General features: G+C 70.4%; 14 protein-coding genes. 4 read left to right on the top strand and 10 right to left on the bottom strand.

The window, feature by feature from the left end:
• The 3 genes from BJY20_RS00890 to BJY20_RS00900 form a co-directional block, all read right to left on the bottom strand.
• The gene (locus tag BJY20_RS00890; protein WP_185989791.1) at positions 1 to 300 is read right to left on the bottom strand and encodes a DUF4193 domain-containing protein; all 300 of its coding nucleotides are present in this window, start codon (positions 298 to 300) and stop codon (positions 1 to 3) included.
• 129 nt (positions 301 to 429) lie between these two features.
• Positions 430 to 1,293: an inositol monophosphatase family protein gene (locus BJY20_RS00895; protein ID WP_185989792.1), complete on the bottom strand. Its 864-nt coding sequence runs from the start codon at positions 1,291 to 1,293 to the stop codon at positions 430 to 432.
• Between the two features lies 1 nt (position 1,294).
• The gene (locus BJY20_RS00900) at positions 1,295 to 2,404 is read right to left on the bottom strand and encodes a ferrochelatase (RefSeq protein WP_185989793.1); all 1,110 of its coding nucleotides are present in this window, start codon (positions 2,402 to 2,404) and stop codon (positions 1,295 to 1,297) included.
• Between the two features lie 92 nt (positions 2,405 to 2,496).
• On the opposite strand from BJY20_RS00900, the gene sepH reads away from it, so the two are divergent.
• On the top strand, positions 2,497 to 3,816 hold the full coding sequence (gene sepH / locus BJY20_RS00905; protein WP_185989794.1) for a septation protein SepH: 1,320 nt from the start codon (positions 2,497 to 2,499) through the stop codon (positions 3,814 to 3,816).
• A gap of 46 nt (positions 3,817 to 3,862) precedes the next feature.
• Here sepH and BJY20_RS00910 read toward each other — a convergent pair whose 3' ends face one another.
• From BJY20_RS00910 to BJY20_RS00925, 4 genes are read right to left on the bottom strand one after another with little or no spacing between them, the layout of a single operon-like run.
• Entirely contained in the window at positions 3,863 to 4,543 is a 681-nt protein-coding gene (locus tag BJY20_RS00910; protein ID WP_185989795.1) for a thymidine kinase, read from the bottom strand.
• Between the two features lies 1 nt (position 4,544).
• Complete coding sequence (locus tag BJY20_RS00915; RefSeq protein WP_185989796.1) at positions 4,545 to 5,705, bottom strand: alkaline phosphatase family protein; 1,161 nt, start codon at positions 5,703 to 5,705, stop codon at positions 4,545 to 4,547.
• A gap of 8 nt (positions 5,706 to 5,713) precedes the next feature.
• Entirely contained in the window at positions 5,714 to 6,325 is a 612-nt protein-coding gene (locus BJY20_RS00920) for a DUF5998 family protein (RefSeq protein WP_185989797.1), read from the bottom strand.
• A gap of 12 nt (positions 6,326 to 6,337) precedes the next feature.
• Positions 6,338 to 9,022 carry a bifunctional acetate--CoA ligase family protein/GNAT family N-acetyltransferase gene (locus BJY20_RS00925; protein WP_185989798.1) on the bottom strand — a complete coding sequence of 895 codons (2,685 nt, stop codon included), beginning with the start codon at positions 9,020 to 9,022 and terminating at the stop codon, positions 6,338 to 6,340.
• 124 nt (positions 9,023 to 9,146) lie between these two features.
• On the opposite strand from BJY20_RS00925, the gene BJY20_RS00930 reads away from it, so the two are divergent.
• A complete protein-coding gene (locus tag BJY20_RS00930; RefSeq protein ID WP_185989799.1) occupies positions 9,147 to 11,582 on the top strand; it encodes a DNA gyrase/topoisomerase IV subunit A in 2,436 nt (811 codons plus the stop codon).
• 108 nt (positions 11,583 to 11,690) lie between these two features.
• Here BJY20_RS00930 and BJY20_RS00935 read toward each other — a convergent pair whose 3' ends face one another.
• Both BJY20_RS00935 and BJY20_RS00940 read right to left on the bottom strand, forming a co-directional pair.
• On the bottom strand, positions 11,691 to 13,127 hold the full coding sequence (locus BJY20_RS00935; RefSeq protein WP_221935201.1) for an APC family permease: 1,437 nt from the start codon (positions 13,125 to 13,127) through the stop codon (positions 11,691 to 11,693).
• Between the two features lie 119 nt (positions 13,128 to 13,246).
• Positions 13,247 to 15,412, bottom strand: a complete 2,166-nt coding sequence (locus BJY20_RS00940; protein ID WP_221935202.1) for a DNA gyrase/topoisomerase IV subunit B — start codon at positions 15,410 to 15,412, stop codon at positions 13,247 to 13,249.
• A gap of 177 nt (positions 15,413 to 15,589) precedes the next feature.
• Between BJY20_RS00940 and BJY20_RS00945 the strand changes: the two genes are divergently transcribed.
• The gene (locus BJY20_RS00945) at positions 15,590 to 15,811 is read left to right on the top strand and encodes a DUF7455 domain-containing protein (RefSeq protein WP_185989800.1); all 222 of its coding nucleotides are present in this window, start codon (positions 15,590 to 15,592) and stop codon (positions 15,809 to 15,811) included.
• 19 nt (positions 15,812 to 15,830) lie between these two features.
• Positions 15,831 to 16,346, top strand: coding sequence for a DUF456 family protein (locus BJY20_RS00950; RefSeq protein ID WP_185989801.1), 516 nt, complete (start codon positions 15,831 to 15,833; stop codon positions 16,344 to 16,346).
• 74 nt (positions 16,347 to 16,420) lie between these two features.
• Here BJY20_RS00950 and BJY20_RS00955 read toward each other — a convergent pair whose 3' ends face one another.
• Entirely contained in the window at positions 16,421 to 16,879 is a 459-nt protein-coding gene (locus BJY20_RS00955) for a DUF3040 domain-containing protein (RefSeq protein ID WP_185989802.1), read from the bottom strand.
• Positions 16,880 to 16,895 lie beyond the last annotated feature (16 nt).

Below are 16,895 nucleotides of genomic sequence, written 5' to 3' on the forward strand. Positions count from 1 at the left end.
TCAGGCAGCACACTCGGTGCAGACCGGTCCGTTCTTCCCGTCCTCGGCCAGTTGGCTGCGGTGGTGCACGAGGAAACAGCTCGTGCAGGTGAACTCGTCCGCCTGGCGGGGAACGACCCGCACCGACATCTCCTCGCCGGAGAGGTCAGCGCCGGGCAGCTCGAAGCCTTCGGCCATCTCCGTCTCGTCGACGTCGACATTGGACGAGCTCGCGTCTCCGCGTCGGGTCTTCAGCTCCTCGATCGAGTCCTCGGACAGATCGTCGTCGGACTTGCGGGGAGCGTCGTAGTCAGTCGCCATTTCTCCTGATTCCTTGGGGTTAGCAGGGCTGGAACGGTGATGCGCCGTTGTCAACGCAGCAACTGCCGAATTTGTGCCCGGCGCGCCGGATTGTGCCCCATCTACCCGTCATACGCCACCTCGAACCGCTCAGTGGTCGTTTTCCGGACCGATCCGGTCCACCAGTCGGGCGAGCAGAGCACGCAGATCGGCGTGGTTGCCGGGCCCACCGGCGATGGTCATCGTCGCGTCCGGGTGACCGCCGTGCAGGTCGGTGACCTCTCCCCCGGCCTCCGTGGCCACCAGCCAGCCGGCCGCCATGTCCCAGGGGTTGAGACCGCGCTCGTAGTAGACGTCGAGGCTCCCGTCGGCGACCCGGCACAGGTCCAGGGCCGCGCTGCCGAGGCGCCGGATGTCCCGCACCTGCGGCAGGACCTCGGCGACGACCGCGCCCTGCCGGCGTCGGCGGTCGGCGTCGTAGCCGAAGCCGGTCCCGCACAGGGACATCCTCAGCGGGGAGTCGCCCACCTGCAGAGTGCGGCCGGGACCAGCGCCCACGACCCGGCGTGCCCCACCACCCAGGGCCGCGGTGAAGCACTCCTGCGTCATCGGGTTGACCACCGCCCCCGCCACGGGCCGCCACGCCCCCGGGGTGGTCGGGTCACCGACGACCGCGGCGACCGAGACCGCGTAGGCCGGGATGTCGTAGAGGTAGTTCACGGTCCCGTCGATGGGGTCGACGACCCAGGAGATGCCCGAGGTACCGGTGCGACCACCGCGCTCCTCGCCGTGGAAGCCGTCGTCGGGTCGCAGCTCACCCAGACGGGTCAGCAGCAGGTCCTGGCTGCGCTGGTCCATGACCGTGACGACGTCGGTGGCCGAGGTCTTGGTCTCGGCGACACCGAGGTCGCGGGGACGCTCCTGAAGGATGAGTCGGCCGGCCTCGAGCGCGACCTGCTCAGCGATCTCGCGGAGTGCGACCGGATCGACCGCGCCGGGCACGGGGATGTGCATCTCAGTCCTTCCCGCAGAGTGCCGACGCGGCGGTGCGCAGGTTGGGGCAGCACCCGAGGGGGCACACCGAGGGGTGGGAGTCCAGGTCCCGCCAGGTGGCACGCACGGGACCTTCGCCCCTCGCCTCGGCGGCGCGCTCGAGCAGCAGGTCGGCCAGCCCGGCGACGAAGGCCGGGTCCGCCCCCGGTGTCGCCACCCGCGTCAGGCCGATCCCCACCTCGGCGGCCGTCTGCGCGGCCTCCACGTCGAGGTCGTGGACGACCTCCATGTGGTCGGAGACGAAGCCGAGCGGGACCACCACCACGTGGTGGATCCCCTCGTCCACGAGCTCGCGGATCCGGTCGTTGACGTCCGGCTCCAGCCACGGCGTGCGAGGCGACCCCGAGCGGGAGCAGAAGGCCAACCCGCCCGGAAGGTCCGTGCCGAGGACGGTGTCGACCTCCGCGAGGATCGCCGCGGCCGTCTCGGCCTGGTCGGCGGAGTACGCGCGGCCCTCGCTGTCGCCGGGCCCGGATGTCTCGTCCATCGCCTCGGGGATGGAGTGGGTGACGAAGAGCAGGGCGACGTGCTCGGGGCCGACCCGCTCCACGGCACCCCGGGCAGCGGCGAGGGTGTCGCGCGCGAAGATGCCGGCGAAGCCGGGGTGCTCACCGAAGGGACGCACCTTGTCCACGGACAGCCCCGGGAGGGCCTCGACCGCGTCGGCGAGGCCTTCGCGGTACTGGCGGCACGAGGAATAGCTGCGCCAGGCGCTGGTGGCGATGACGACGACCCGACCGGCCCCCTTCGCGACCAGCTCACCCAGTGCGTCCTCGACGAAGGGAGCGGAGTTGCGGTTGCCCAGCACCACCGGCAGCGGGTGGCCCCGCTCCGCGAGCTCGGCGGACAGGTCGGCCACGAGGCGGCGGTTGAGGGCGGGCAGCGGGCTGACCCCGCCGACACGGTCGTAGTGCTCCCCCACCTCGGCGAGGCGTTCGTCGGGTACCCCCCGTCCGGCCGTCACCCGCCGGAGGAAGGGCAGGACCTCGTCGGGCCCCTCCGGTCCACCGAAGGACTGGACGAGGACCGCGTCGTAGGGGTGCAGTGGGTGCTCATCATCCGGGCTGGGCATGGACACAAGATATCCCTGCGGCGTGTGCGGTCACGGATCGGGCACGACAGGTGGCAGAGTCGTGCCGAGGACGACTGACGAGAGGGATCTTGATGCGCGACCTGCGACTCATCGGTGTGCACGACGACGGTGAGCACCTCGTGGTGATCGACGACTCCACGGGCGAGGAGTACCGCCTGCGGATCGACGAGCCCTTGCGCGCGGCCGCCCGGCGGGACCGCCCGCGCCTGGGGCAGCTGCAGATCGCGATCGACAACAACGTGCGCCCCCGCGAGGTGCAGGCGATGATCCGTGCCGGCGCGACCGCCGACGAGGTCTCCGCACGCACCGGGTGGGACCTGGACAAGATCGCCCGGTTCGAGGGGCCGGTGCTCGCCGAGCGCGAGCACATGGCCGAGCGGGCCCAGGCCGTACGCATGCGGGGCACCAACGCCAACGGGGACCCGGAGACCCTCGGGGACCGGGCCAAGGCCAGGTTCGCCGGTCGGGGTGTGGAGAACTCGTCCGTCCACTGGGACGCCCGCCGCAACGAGGAGGGCCAGTGGACCGTGTCCGCCTCCTTCACCGCGGGCGGCCGTGAGCGCAACGCCGTGTGGTGGCTCGACGTTCCCGGGATGAGCGTCGTCGCCAAGAACGACGAGGCGAAGTGGCTCTCCGAGGCCGACGCGCCCGCGGGCCCCGTCCCCACCGCCGTGCACCGACCGACCGCAGTCTTCGACGTCGAGGTCGAGGAGTCGCGGGCCGAGCGCGCCAACCGTGCGGACCCGGACGAGCTCATCGCCTCCATGCGTGAGCACTCGGGGGCCCGACGTCGGCGCAAGGGTGGCCGCAAGCGCAATCAGAGTGCCGACGTCCCGGAGACGGACGACGCCCTGCCCTTCGAGACGGACGACGAGCGTCCGCCTGCCGCCCGCGGGCCGCATGCAAAGGACGTCGCGGACGCGCCTGCGCCGGCCGCGTCGAGCCGGCAGACGCCGAACACGCAGGACCCCGACGAGTCCGGGGGGGCCGAGGAGCCCACCTCCTCGACGGCACCGACGGCCACCACCAGGGCTCCGGAGAAGGACGCGGCGTCCGAGGCGGAGGTGACGCGGGACTCGCCCGCGGAGACGGTCTCCCCCGCGGAGACGGACCGCGACCGGACGGAGGCGCCGGCCACGAAGCCCCGTGCCACGCCCGGCGCCACCTCCGACGACGGCGCACCGTCGGGGGCCCCCGACGAGACGGCCCGGAACGCGGCGGACGAGGCCGAGACCTCCGAGACCCAGGAGACGCCCGACGCGGCCACGGACGAGGCCGACGTCGAGGGCGCGTCCGACAAGAAGTCGAAGTCCGGTCGCGGCCGCAACCGCAAGGGCCGCGCGAGCGTCCCGAGCTGGGACGACGTGATGTTCGGGACCACCCGGGACTGACGACGACGGGGCCTGGCCCCCTGCTCTCGGCTCGGGGCGGCTCCGGTCAGACCGGCGGCGGGACCGGGCAGGCGTTCAGGTCGAAGGGCAGCACGTCGGCCGAGAGCGCTGCCGCGTGGGCCGAGGTGGAGCTCATCCGACGCATGTGGTGGCGACGGCAGAGGACCTCGTACTCGACCTCGCCCTGCTCGACCGGCTCCGCGGTGTCGCCGATGACGACCTGCTCGCCCTCGACGACCATGACTCCGTCGACGACGCGGGCATTGTGCGTGGCCCGCCGCCCGCACCAGCACAGCGCTGCCACCTGCAGCACCTGTGTGCTGTCGGCGAGCTCGATGAGGCGCCGGCTGCCGGGGAAGAGCTCGGTGCGGAAGTCGCTGGTGATGCCGAACGCGAAGACCTCGATGTCCAGCTCGTCGACGATCCGTGCCAGCTGCTCGACCTGCTCCGGGGTGTAGAACTGCGCCTCGTCGCAGATGAGGTAGTCCACGCGCGCCCCTGCGCTGAGCTGCGCGACGGTCGTCTCCCAGAAGTCGAGGTCCTCCCCCACCTCGACCGCCTCGGTCGACAGCCCCAGCCGCGAGGACAGGCGCGCCTCCCCCGAGCGATCGAGCCGCGTGAAGATGACACCGACGAGGCCACGGGCCCGGTGGTTGTGGTCCATCTGCAGCGCCAGGGTCGACTTGCCGCAGTCCATCGTCCCGGCGAAGAAGCACAGCTGCGCCACGTCAGGACTCCCGCGCCGGCAGTTCCAGCCACGGGATGGCGACCTCGTCGGCGGTGATCGAGCCGTGCACCCCGATCAGGCCGCGCAGCAGCGGCCGGTGGCGGCGCGAGTCGACGACCGCGACCGGTCCGGTCATGGCGGCGATGACGTCCCCGATGCGCGGACGCACCTCGTCGGCCACCGGACCGAACCAACCCGCCTCGATGGCCTCCTCACCCGCGATGACGTGTGCATCGTCACCCAGACGCGTCCGCCAGGCGGAGAGGACGTCCTCCAAGGAGCCCTCCTGCACGTGCAGCTGCAGGCACCGTGGCTCACCGGAGAGGTGCCGCACCCCGGCATCGAGGTCCGGTTCCTGCGCGACGTCCGGGCGCGCGTCCAGGGGCACGTCGACCATCCCGTGATCGGCGGTGATGTGCAGCGAGGTGTCGGGCGGCAGCAGGTTGGCCAACCGCGCGAGCTGCGCGTCGACCTCCTCCAGCTCCTCACCCCACTGCCATGAGTCGCTGCCGTGGACGTGGCCGATCTTGTCGACGTCACCCCAGTAGAGGTAGACCAGTGATCGTGGCCTCGCCCGGACCGCGGTGACCGTCGCGTCGACGCGCTCGGCCAGCGACCGGGCCGCGACGAAAGCCCCACCTCGCAGGGCCGCATTGGTCAGTCCCGACCCGTCGAAGTAGCCCGGGCCGACGCGTGTGACGGCGATCCCGGCGTCCTGCGCCGCCTCGAAGACCGTCGGGTGCGGCTGCCACTGGTGCGGCTCCGGCCCGTCCTCCCAGGACAGCTCGTTGAAGACGGTGTCGGTCCCGGGGTCGTAGGCCTCGTAGCCGACGAGCCCGTGCACACCGGTGAGCGTGCCGGTACCGAAGCTGCCCATCGACGTCGCGGTCGTCGACGGGAAACCGCAGTCCAGCTGCACGGCCCGCTGCGGGTCGTGCAGCAGGCGACGCAGGAAGGGGGCGTGTCCACCGCGGCGAGCCAGCAGCTGCGCCCCGAGCCCGTCGACGAGCACGACGACCGTCCGGCGGGCCGGCGCGAGGTGCCGGTCTCCCCCCTTCGCCAGGCCGGGGACGCCCAGACTGGTGGCGACGGACGGAAGGACTCGGTCCAGGCGTGGGGTCGTCGGCAGGAGCGGGACTGGCTGCGCGCCGTGGTGGTTCATCGTCGTGCTCAGCGGCCGATGCTCGAGGACAGGTCGCGGGCGAACTCGATCGCCCGGTCCAGGGCAGCGCGGCCCTCGGCCTCGGCACTGATGCGCAGGCCGATGTCGTCGGCCGCGATGGTGCCCTCGTAGCCGTGGTCGCCCCCCTCGCAGTCCGGGTCGCTGCACTGGCCGGGCAGCAGGTCCACCCGACTGACCGCTCCCCAGCCGATCGTCAGGGTCATCTCGCGGCCGAGGGAGCCGGGGACGTACTCCGAGGGGTTCTCGGTGACGTGGGTGAGCATCACGCCCCGCACGGCCGACAACGGGATGCACTCGGTCGTCGCCGTCGCCACCTCGCGCGAGGCGTCGGTGACCAGGTGGTCGACGAAGTCGTCGGCGTGTGCGATGACCAGGCGGGTGTCCGTGCGCACGAAGACCGTGATGTGGCGGCGCACCGAGTCCTGGTCGAAGGTCGTCTCCTGGTGGACGAGGTGGCTGCGCACCTCCTCGGTACCGACGGCCGCCCTGACGACGTCGGCCACGAGCGCCGGGTAGTACCCCGCGCGCTCGATGTCGGCGGTGAGGTCGTCAGGCAGGGTGATCGCCGTGAGGTCGGCTGGAACGGACATGTCCGCCATTGTGCCCCAGCCTCAGGTCATGCTCCGGGCGCCGGGGTCGGTGCGGCGCTGCGCCGGCGCGATGATGATCTCCGCGCCGAGGACGGTCGCGCCGTCCGGGTGCGCGATCACCGGGTTGAGCTCGACCGAGGACAGCTCGAGGAAGTCGTCCGACATCAGCGACAGACGACCCAGGATGTCCTCGAGCGCGGCCCGGTCGACCGGCGCCGAACCCCGGTATCCGTGCAGCAACGGCGCCGACTTGATCTCGTCCAGGAGCTCACCCACGTCGATGTCGGTCAGTGGCGGGATCCGGTAGGCGACGTCGTCGAGCATCGTCGTCGGTGCGCCCGCGACGCTGAAGGAGACCACCGGCCCGAAGAGCGGGTCCTCGACGGTCGAGAGCACGGTGGAGACGCCCGGGCCGGCCATCCGCTGCACGACGAAGTAGTTGGCGTCCATCGGCGCCAGGCGCCGGTCCATCGTCTCGAACGCGGCCCGCACGGCGATCTCGTCGTGCAGGTCCACGCGGATGCCCTCGAGCACCGCCTGCCCGCGCACGAGCGGCGAGAGGGACTTGACGACGACGGGGTACCCGACCTCGTTGGCCGCCGCGACGGCCTCGTCGGCGGTGGCCACCTCGTGGCGCGGCCACACCGGGATCCCGTAGCCCGCGAGCAGCTCCTGGGCCTCGTCGGTGGTCAGCGCACGCCCCTCGGGGTCCTCCTGCAGGATCCGGTCGAGCAGCGCCCGCACGGCCCACCGGTCGATCCCCTCGCGGACCACGGTCTCGCCCTTGTCCTTCTCGCGCCACTGCCCGTAGTTGGTGGCCGCGGCGAGAGCGCGAATCGCCTCCTCGGGCATCGGGTAGAGCGGGATCGCCTGGCGTGGCTGCCCCTCCGCGACCTCGCCCCACTCGTGGGCGAAGTAGGCGTTGTCGCTGCCGGTGTCGACTCCGCGCATCCCGAGCAGGGTGGCGACGCACGGCTTGTCCGAGCGCGAGGCGGCATGGCGAAGGGCGTCGACCACCTCTTGGTCGAGGGCGCCGACCGGGGGGATGAAGCAGGTGATGACCGAATCCACCTCCGGGTCGTCGAAGGCGGCGTCGACGGCCTCGCGGAATTCCTGGGCGGAGGCCTCGGTGCGCACGGCCTTGGGCCCGTGCACGACCTCCAGGCCACGGGAGGTCGCGTTGTCCGCGGACAGCGCGGCCAGCTGGCTGGAGTTGCCGACGACCGCGACGCGCCGACCCTTGGGCAGTGGCTGGTGGACGAGCAGCTGGGCCACGTCAAACATCTGGTGCACGTTCTCGCACCGGATGACCCCGGCCTGGTCGAGCATCGCGGTGAAGGCGTGCGGCCTGACCTTGGGCTGGCGCACCCGGTGGCCGGGCGGCACGCCGTAGCTGGCCGAGGAGGCCTTGACGACGATGACCGGCTTGTTTGAGGCCAGGTGGCGAGCGATCCGGGAGAACTTGCGCGGGTTGCCCATCGACTCCAGGTACAGCCCGACGGCGTGGGTGCGCTCGTCGTCGACCCAGTACTGCATCAGGTCGTTGCCGGAGACGTCGACGCGGTTGCCCGCCGAGGCGAAGACGGAGATGCCCAGGTTGCGGCGGGCGGCGGAGTCGAGGTTCGCGATCGCCAGGGCGCCGCTCTGCGAGAACAGCCCGAGGTAGCCCTTGTGGGGGATCGTCGGGGTCAGGGTCGCGTTGAGGCTGACCGAGGGGTCGTTGTTGATCAGGCCGAAGGAGTTGGGGCCGACGACCCGCATCCCGTGCGTGCGCGCCAGTCGCAGCACCTCGTGCTGCAGGCGGGTCCCCTCCTGCCCGATCTCGGCAAAGCCCGAGGAGATGATCAGCAGGGTCTTCACTCCGGCGGTGGCGCACTCGGCGACGACGGAGAGGATCTCCTGCGCCGGGATGGCGATGACCGCGAGCTCGGCGCCGTGGGGCAGGTCCGTCACGGACCGCACCGCGTCCACGCCGAGCACGCTGTCCGCGCTGGGGTTGACGGCGTGGACCTCACCGGTGAACTCCCCGACGAGGATGTGCTTGAGGACCTGGTGACCGATCGCACGCTCGCGGCGACTGGCCCCGATCACGGCGACCGAGGCCGGATGGAGCATCGCCCGTACGCTCTGCGACTCCGCACGGTGCTCCCGGGCGAAGCGCACCGACAGCGACTCCGCGGTGGGCTCGATGTCGAAGTGCAGGGTGACGATGCCGTCCTCGATGCGTCGGCTGACCTGGTAACCGGCATCGGCGAAGACCGAGAGCATCTTGCGGTTGTGCGGGAGCACCTCCGCCTCGAAGGCCTCGATGTCGCGGTGGTGCGCGAGGGCGGCGAGGTGCTCCAGCAGCACCGAGCCGACGCCCTTGCCGTGGTAGTGGTCAGAGATGTTGAAGGCGACCTCGGCGCTGTGCTCGCTGACCCGGTCGTAGCGGCCGATGCCGATGATCTCGTCGCGGATCGTCGCGACCAGCGCCATCCGGTCGTGGTAGTCGACCTCGGTGAAGCGCTTGATGTCCCGGTCGCTGAGGTTGCGCATCGGGGCGAAGAAACGCAGGTAGATCGACTCGTCGGACTGGCCGGCGTGGAATCGACGGATGGCCTCGGCATCCGAGGGCTTGATCGGTCGCAATCTGCAGACCGAGCCGTCCCGCAGGACGACGTCGGCCTCCGCCAGCACCGGGTACCCCGGTGGGAGCTGCGTCATGCCGACAATCCTGCCAGACAGGGGCTCGCTCGACCGGTATGTGTGTCGCAACCGTCCTCACGGACGCGCAGGGGCGAGGATGGGCGGGTCACTGCCCCGTCCTGACCAGGAGTCCACCGCCAGCATGGCCCGTCGTTCCGCGCCCGCACCCCGACCCGAGGTCCCTGAGCGGATCGTCGACATCGACGTCGCGGACGAGATGCGCAATGCCTTCCTCGAGTACAGCTACTCGGTCATCCACGCGCGGGCCCTGCCGGATGCCCGCGACGGGTTCAAGCCGGTCCATCGCCGGATCCTCTTCGCCATGGGCGAGATGGGTCTGCGTCCCGAGCGCGGTCACGTGAAGTCCTCCCGCGTCGTCGGTGAGGTCATGGGCAAGTACCACCCGCACGGGGACTCGGCGATCTACGACGCGCTCGTGCGCCTGGCCCAGCCGTTCTCGATGCGGGTGCCGCTGGTCGACGGGCACGGAAACTTCGGCTCCCTCGACGACGGACCGGCCGCCAGCCGGTACACCGAGGCGCGCATGGCCCCGGCCGCCCTGCTCATGGTCACCGGCTTGGACGAGGACACCGTCCCCTTCGTGCCCAACTACGACGACCAGCTCCTCCAGCCGGACGTCCTCCCGTCGGCCTACCCCAACCTGCTCGTCAACGGCACCACCGGCATCGCCGTGGGCATGGCGACGAACATGCCGCCGCACAACCTGGTCGAGGTCGTCGGTGCGGCACGCCACCTGCTGACCCACCCCGACGCCAGCCTCGACGACCTGATGAAGTTCGTCCCCGGCCCCGACCTGCCCGGTGGTGGCCGCATCGTCGGCCTCGAGGGGATCCGCGACGCCTACCTCACCGGTCGCGGCAGCTTCCGCATCCGGGCGACCACCCGGATCGAGAAGGTCTCCCCGCGTCGTCAGGGCATCATCGTCACCGAGCTGCCCTACCTGATCGGCCCCGAGAAGGTCATCGAGAAGATCAAGGACGCCGTCCAGTCCAAGAAGCTGCAGGGCATCGCCGACGTCAAGGACCTGACGGACCGCTCCTCGGGCATGCAGATGGTCATCGAGATCAAGAACGGTTTCAACCCCGAGGCCGTGCTCGAGAAGCTCTACAAGCTCACGCCGATGGAGGACTCCTTCTCCATCAACAACGTCGCACTCGTCGACGGCCAACCGCGGACGATGGGGCTGAAGGAGCTGCTCACCGTCTACGTCGACTTCCGTCGGCAGGTCGTGCTGCGCCGCACCGAGTACCGCCTGACCAAGCGGCGTGAGCGACTGCACCTCGTCGAGGGCCTGCTCATCGCCATCCTCGACATCGACGAGGTCATCCAGGTCATCCGCTCCAGCGACGATGCGGCGAGCGCCCGTGACCGGCTGCGCAGCGTCTTCGACCTCTCGGAGCCGCAAGCGACCTACATCCTGGACCTGCAGCTGCGCCGACTGACGAAGTTCTCCCGCATCGAGCTCGAGCAGGAGCAGAAGGACCTGCTCGCCCAGATCGCCGAGCTCGAGGAGATCCTCGGCGACGAGAGGGTGCTGACCAAGCTGATCTCCGGCGAGCTGGCGGACGTCGCCAAGAAGCACGGCGACCCGCGCCGCACGGTCCTGCTCGAGTCCGCCGGGGTCCCGGCTGCCGCTTCCGCACCCCTGGAGGTCGCCGACGACCCCTGCTGGGTGCTGCTGTCGAGCACCGGCCTGCTCGCTCGCACCAGCGACGACGAGCCGCTGGGCCGCGAGGGTGCCCGCGCCAAGCACGATGCGGTCGTCGCCGCCGTGCGCACCACCGCCCGCGGCGAGATCGCCGTGGTCACCTCCGCCGGCCGGATGGTGCGCCTGAGCGCGCTGGAGCTGCCGACGCTACCGCCCTCCAACGGCGCCCCCGCACTCTCCGGCGGTGCCCCGCTGGCGGCCTACGTCGACCTGCCCGGTGACGAGCGGGCGCTGACCCTGACCAGCCTCTCCCCCCACTCCCCCGGCCTGGCGCTGGGCACCGCCCACGGCGTGGTCAAGCGGGTGACGACCGAGTACCCCAAGGGCCACGCCTGGGAGTGCATCTCGCTCAAGGACGGCGACCGCGTCGTCGGCGCGGTCGAGCTGGCCACCGGCGAGGAGGAGCTGGTCTTCGTCACCTCGCAGGCAAGCCTGCTGCACTTCTCCGCGCAGGAGGTGCGCCCGCAGGGACGCACGGGTGGTGGCGTCGCGGGCGTGCGCCTGACCGACGGCGCCTCCGTCGTCTTCTTCGGCGCCGTCGACCCACGCGCGGACAACATCGTCGTCACCGTCTCCGGGTCGAGCGACTCCCTGCCCGGCACTGACGCCGGCGCGTGGAAGGTCACCCCCTTCGACGAGTACCCGGGCAAGGGCCGCGCCACCGGTGGCGTGCGCGCCCACCGGTTCCTCAAGGGTGAGGACGCTTTGCTGCTCGCCTGGGTCGGCCGGTCCGACGCCCGCGCCGCCCAGCCCAATGGCGTCGCGATCACCCTCCCCGACCCCGAGGGCCGCCGCGACGGCTCCGGTGTGCCGGCCAGCGCCGTCATCGGGGGCATCGGCTCCCTCTGACCCGGCCGACGCGAGGCGGGCGTGGGCGAAGGGCAGGGGTGGCACGGCTCTCTTCGGGGGGGTCCCGGGGGCGCAGGTCGCCCAGCGACCGTGAGCCCCCGGGTGTGGTCACTCGTGGTCGATGTGCTCCGGGTCGCGCATGAAGGTGCGCCTGCCGTAGACCGCTCGGTTGATCACCCAGGTGATCACCCACAGGATGATGCCCAGCAGGAGCAGGCCACCGGCGATGACGTACTGCTGCTGCTGCTCGGCACTTCGGGCCCACGGGCCGACGAGGAAGGCGCTGGTCACGGCGCCGAGGATCGGCAGGCCCCAGGGTGCGACGAAGTGCTTGTGGTCGACGTGGTCCTTGCGCAGCACGAGCACGGCCGCGTTGACCACGACGAAGACGACCAGCAGGAGCAGCGCCGTGGTCCCACCGAGCAGCGAGACCACCTCCGACGCGCTGTCGAGGGTGACGTAGGTGATCAGGGCATAGGAGACCAGGGTGGTGAAGATGATGGCCACCCACGGCGTCTGCCGGGCGGCGTGCACCCGCCCCAGACCGGGCGGGAGCACCTGCTGCTTGGCCATGCCGTAGACGAGTCGTGAGGCCATGAGCATGTTGATCAGCGCCGTGTTCGCCACGGCGAACATCCCGATCCAGGGGAAGATCCGGTCGAAGGGCAGGTCCGGCGCACCGACCGCGACCACCTGGGTCAGGGCCGACTGCTCCCCGCCGACGAGCTGCCCGACGGGGACGAGGGCGACCGCGGTGATCGAGACGAGCGTGTAGATCACGGCGGCGAGACCGAGGCCGGTGAGCATCATCCTCGGGAAGTCCCGGGCCGGGTCCGTGGTCTCCTCCGCCATGTTCACCGAGTCCTCGAAGCCGATCATCGCGAAGAAGGCCAAGGCCGTGGCGGAGGTGATCGCGAGGAAGGTGCCCTTCTCGTCGGGGCTGTCGAAGACGATCACCCGGGAGAAGTCCGCCCGCCCCTGGGTCATGGCGTACAGGCCGATGAAGATGATCATCAGCAGACCGGACAGCTCCACGAGGGTGAGCACGACGTTGGCCTTGACGCTCTCGCCGACGCCACGCAGGTTGATCAGGCCGATGACGGTCATGAAGCCCAGGGCGATGAGCAGCAGCGCCGGAGAGCTGTCGTCCCAGCCGGTCTGCAGCCCGTCGCGGAGGAACCCGGCGAAGGCCCGTGACGCGGTGGACGCGGAGGTGATGCCCGAGGCCATCACCGCGAAGGCCACGATGAAGGTCACGAAGTGGATCCCGAAGGCCTTGTGGATGAAGGTCGCCGCGCCGCCGGCCGTCGGGTACTTCGTCACCAGCTCCAAATAGGAGAAGGCGGTCAGCGTCGCGACGGCGAAGGCCGCCAGGAAGGGCGCCCATGCGGCGCCACCGACCTCGGCGGCGACATCGCCGGTGAGGGCGTAGACGCCGGTGCCCAAGATGTCTCCGACGATGAACAGGAGGAGGAGCTTGGGCCCCATGACCCGCTTGAGCTCGCCCGACCCCTGAGCGGGTCGATCCGACGTGACCTCGGACATGGGACCTCCTTGACTCCGGATGCGCAAGTGCGCACCGCTTCCCCAACGGTGGTCCCCCTCACCCCGTTGCGCAACTGCATGGGCGACGACACGCCGAGTGGATTGGTCGGAGGCCGGCCTCAGGCGTCGATGCGCTTGCGGTCCAGCTGATCGGCGGAGGAGACGATGAAGTCCCGACGCGGGTCGACGTTCTTGCCCATGAGCAGCTCGAAGACCTCCTCGGCGATCTCCAGGTCCTCGCTGGTGACCCGGCGCAGCATGCGGTGCTGCGGATCCATCGTCGTCTCGGCCAGCTGGTCGGCGTCCATCTCGCCCAGGCCCTTGTAGCGCTGGATGGGCTGCTTGATGTTCTTGCCCTTGGCATTGAGCGCTGCGAGCTTCTTGCGCATCTCCGCCTCGGAGTAGGTGTAGATCAGCTCGTTCTTCTTCGAGCCGGGGTTGACCACCTCGATGCGGTGCAGCGGGGGCACGGCGGCGAAGACCTTGCCGGCCTCGACGAGGGGTCGCATGTAGCGGAAGAAGAGCGTGAGCAGCAGGGTGCGGATGTGGGCACCGTCGACATCGGCGTCGGTCATGATGATGACCTTGCCGTACCGCGCCGCGTCGAGATCGAAGCTACGGCCGGAGCCGGCGCCGATGACCTGGATGATCGAGGCGCACTCGGCGTTCTTGAGCATGTCCCCGACCGCGGCCTTCTGGACGTTGAGGATCTTGCCGCGGATGGGCAGCAATGCCTGGAACTCGCTGCTTCGAGCCTCCTTGGCCGTGCCCATGGCCGAGTCCCCCTCGACGATGAACAGCTCGGTGGCCTCCACGTCGGTGCTGCGGCAGTCGCGCAACTTCGGCGGCAGCGTCGAGGTCTCCAGGGCGTTCTTGCGTCGCTGGGTCTCCTTGTGCTGACGCGCCGAGATCCGCGACTTCATCTCGGCGACGACCTTCTCCAGCAGCTGGGCGGCCATCTGCTTGTCCCCCCGCTTGGTGGAGGTCAGCCGCGAGGTCAGCTCGGTCTCGACGACCTTGGCGACGATGGAGCGCACGGCGCTGGTGCCCAGGACCTCCTTGGTCTGCCCCTCGAACTGCGGCTCGGCCAACCGCACGGTGACGACCGCGGTGAGCCCGGCGAGCAGGTCGTCCTTGTCCACCTTGTCGTTGCCGACCTTGAGCTTGCGGCTGTTGACGTCGAGCTGCTTGCGGAAGACCTTCAGCAGTGCCTGCTCGAAGCCCGCGACGTGGGTGCCGCCCTTGGGCGTGGCGATGATGTTGACGAAGGAGGATGCCCTGGCCTCGTAGCCGGTCCCCCACCGCAGCGCGATGTCGACGCCGCACTCGCGCTCGACGTCCGTCGGGGTCATGTGCCCCTTGTCGTCGAGGACCGGGACGGTCTCGGTGAAGGTCCCGGTGCCCTCCAGCCGCCAGACGTCGGTCACCGGCTGGTCGGGGGCGAGGAAGTCGACGAACTCACTGATGCCACCGTCGTGGTGGAAGACCTCCTCGACCGGCTCGTCGCCGCGCTCGTCACGCACGACGAGGGTCAGGCCGGGCACGAGGAAGGAGGTCTGCCGTGCGCGGGCGTTCAGCGCGGCCACGTCGATGGTCGCGTCCTTGAGGAAGATCTGGGGGTCGGCCCAGTAGCGCACCCGCGTACCGGTGACACCGCGCTTGGCCTTGCCGACGACGTCCAGCTCACTGCCCTTGTCGTAGGGCGTGAACTCGTTGTCGGGCGACTTCGCCCCCTTCGCCCCGGCCACGTCGGAGAAGGTGCCGGGCTCGCCCCGGCGGAAGCTCATCGCATATGTCTTGCCCGACCGGTCCACCTCGACGTCCAGCCGCGAGGAGAGGGCGTTGACCACCGACCCGCCGACGCCGTGGAGGCCACCGGAGGCGGTGTAGGAACCGCCGCCGAACTTCCCGCCGGCGTGCAGCTTGGTGTAGACGACCTCCACACCGGTCAGACCGGTCCGCGGCTCGATGTCGACCGGGATGCCCCGGCCGTTGTCGCTGACCTCGACCGAGCCGTCGGCGCGCAACGTGATGTCGATCGTGTCGCCGTGACCACCGAGCGCCTCGTCGACGGCGTTGTCGATGATCTCCCACATGCAGTGCATGAGGCCGCGCTGGTCGGTGGAGCCGATGTACATGCCCGGTCGCTTGCGCACGGCCTCCAGGCCCTCGAGGACCTGCAGGTGGTGCGCCGAGTAGTCCTTGACGGACTTGCTGCTGGCGGTCTTCTTGGCGGTGCTGGCTGCCGGAGGCACGAGGTGGGCCGGTCCTTCTCGTCGGGTCATGGGTGTGGTTGCAGACTAGACCGCCCTCGCGGGCCACCTCGGGAGGCGCGCCCCCGCGCCTGACGAGGGTGTGTTGTCGGTCACGTCACGCGATACGGGTGCTTCGCAGGAAGCCTTCGGCGTGTTTGACTGTTGTCACGGACGTCCACGGTTACAGACGTAGGAAATGAGGCACACGTGAACGCGACCCTGGCCAGCCCCTTGACCGCAGCCGACCGCTGCGACCGCTGCGGCGCCAAGGCCTATGTGCGCGCCCGCCTCCACGCGGGTGGCGAACTTCTCTTCTGCGCCCACCACGGGCGTGAGCACATCCCCGCACTGAAGGACCTCGCGGAGATCGAGGACGAGTCCTCGCGGCTCGAAGAGGTCCCGGCCTCGGCGCCGGTCGAAGAGCGCTGACGCTGCGACGTAACGACCCGTGCTGACCCTGGCGGCCCAGACCGCCCCCGACCCGATCGGCTTCGGCCTGGTGGTCGCTGTGGCGATCTTTGTCGTCGGGGTCCTCGGTATCGTCCTGCCGGTCCTCCCCGGGCTCCTGCTGTGCGTCGGCGCGGTGTTGCTCTGGGCCATCGACACCGGCGGCACCCTCGCGTGGGCCACCTTCGGGGTGGCCCTCGTGCTGTACCTGATCGGGGTGAGCCTGCAGCTGCTCATCCCTGGACGCCGGATGAAGCGGGAGGGGGTCGGGGGCCTGACCCTGGTCCTCGGCGTCGTCGGCGCGATCATCGGCCTCTTCGTCATCCCCCTGCTCGGCCTGCCGATCGGCTTCGTCGCGGGGATCTTCGCTGCGGAGTACCTGCGGTTCCACGAGCTCGACAGGGCATGGTCCGCGACGAAGTCGGCCCTGCGCGGTGTCCTGCACAGCATGGGAATCGAGCTGACGACCGCACTGGCGATCGCGATCAGCTGGACGGTCGGCATCCTGCTGCACTGATCCGACCCCGTGTCGAGGCATGACGAAGGGGGCGGGTGCCCCGCCCCCTTCGTCATGCGTTGGTCTGTCGCCCGCTACCAGCCCTGACGGCGGCGCTCCTCCCAGCGCTGCTCCATCCGCTCCATGAAGGTGCCCGATCGCGGCGCCTTGGCGGGGCGGCCCGGGCTGCGACCGAAGCCGGGTCTGGGCTTGGGCTTGCTGCTGGGCCCGGTCTGGGTTGGCTTCTTCACCGAACCGTCCTCATCGACGACACCGAGTGCGGCCGTCTGCCGGGAGGGAGTGAAGGCGTAGGCGACGGCAGCGACGATGATCACGAAGCCGGCGACGCCGATCCACAAGGTCGTGTTGATCCCCAGCAGGACCAGACCCAGACCGATGATCGCGCCGACGACACCGACCGCGACGCGACGGCGGTCCGTCCCGCCGGGCCCCGTCCTGCGGCCCTTCATTTGGGATGCAAAGCGAGGGTCCTCGGCCCGGATGGCCTCTTCCATCTCCTCGAGCATCTGCCGCTCACGCTCTGACAGCGCCACGGTGACCTCCCAACGC

This window comes from Janibacter cremeus, assembly GCF_013409205.1.
In the GTDB taxonomy this organism is placed as follows: Bacteria; Actinomycetota; Actinomycetes; order Actinomycetales; family Dermatophilaceae; genus Janibacter; species Janibacter cremeus.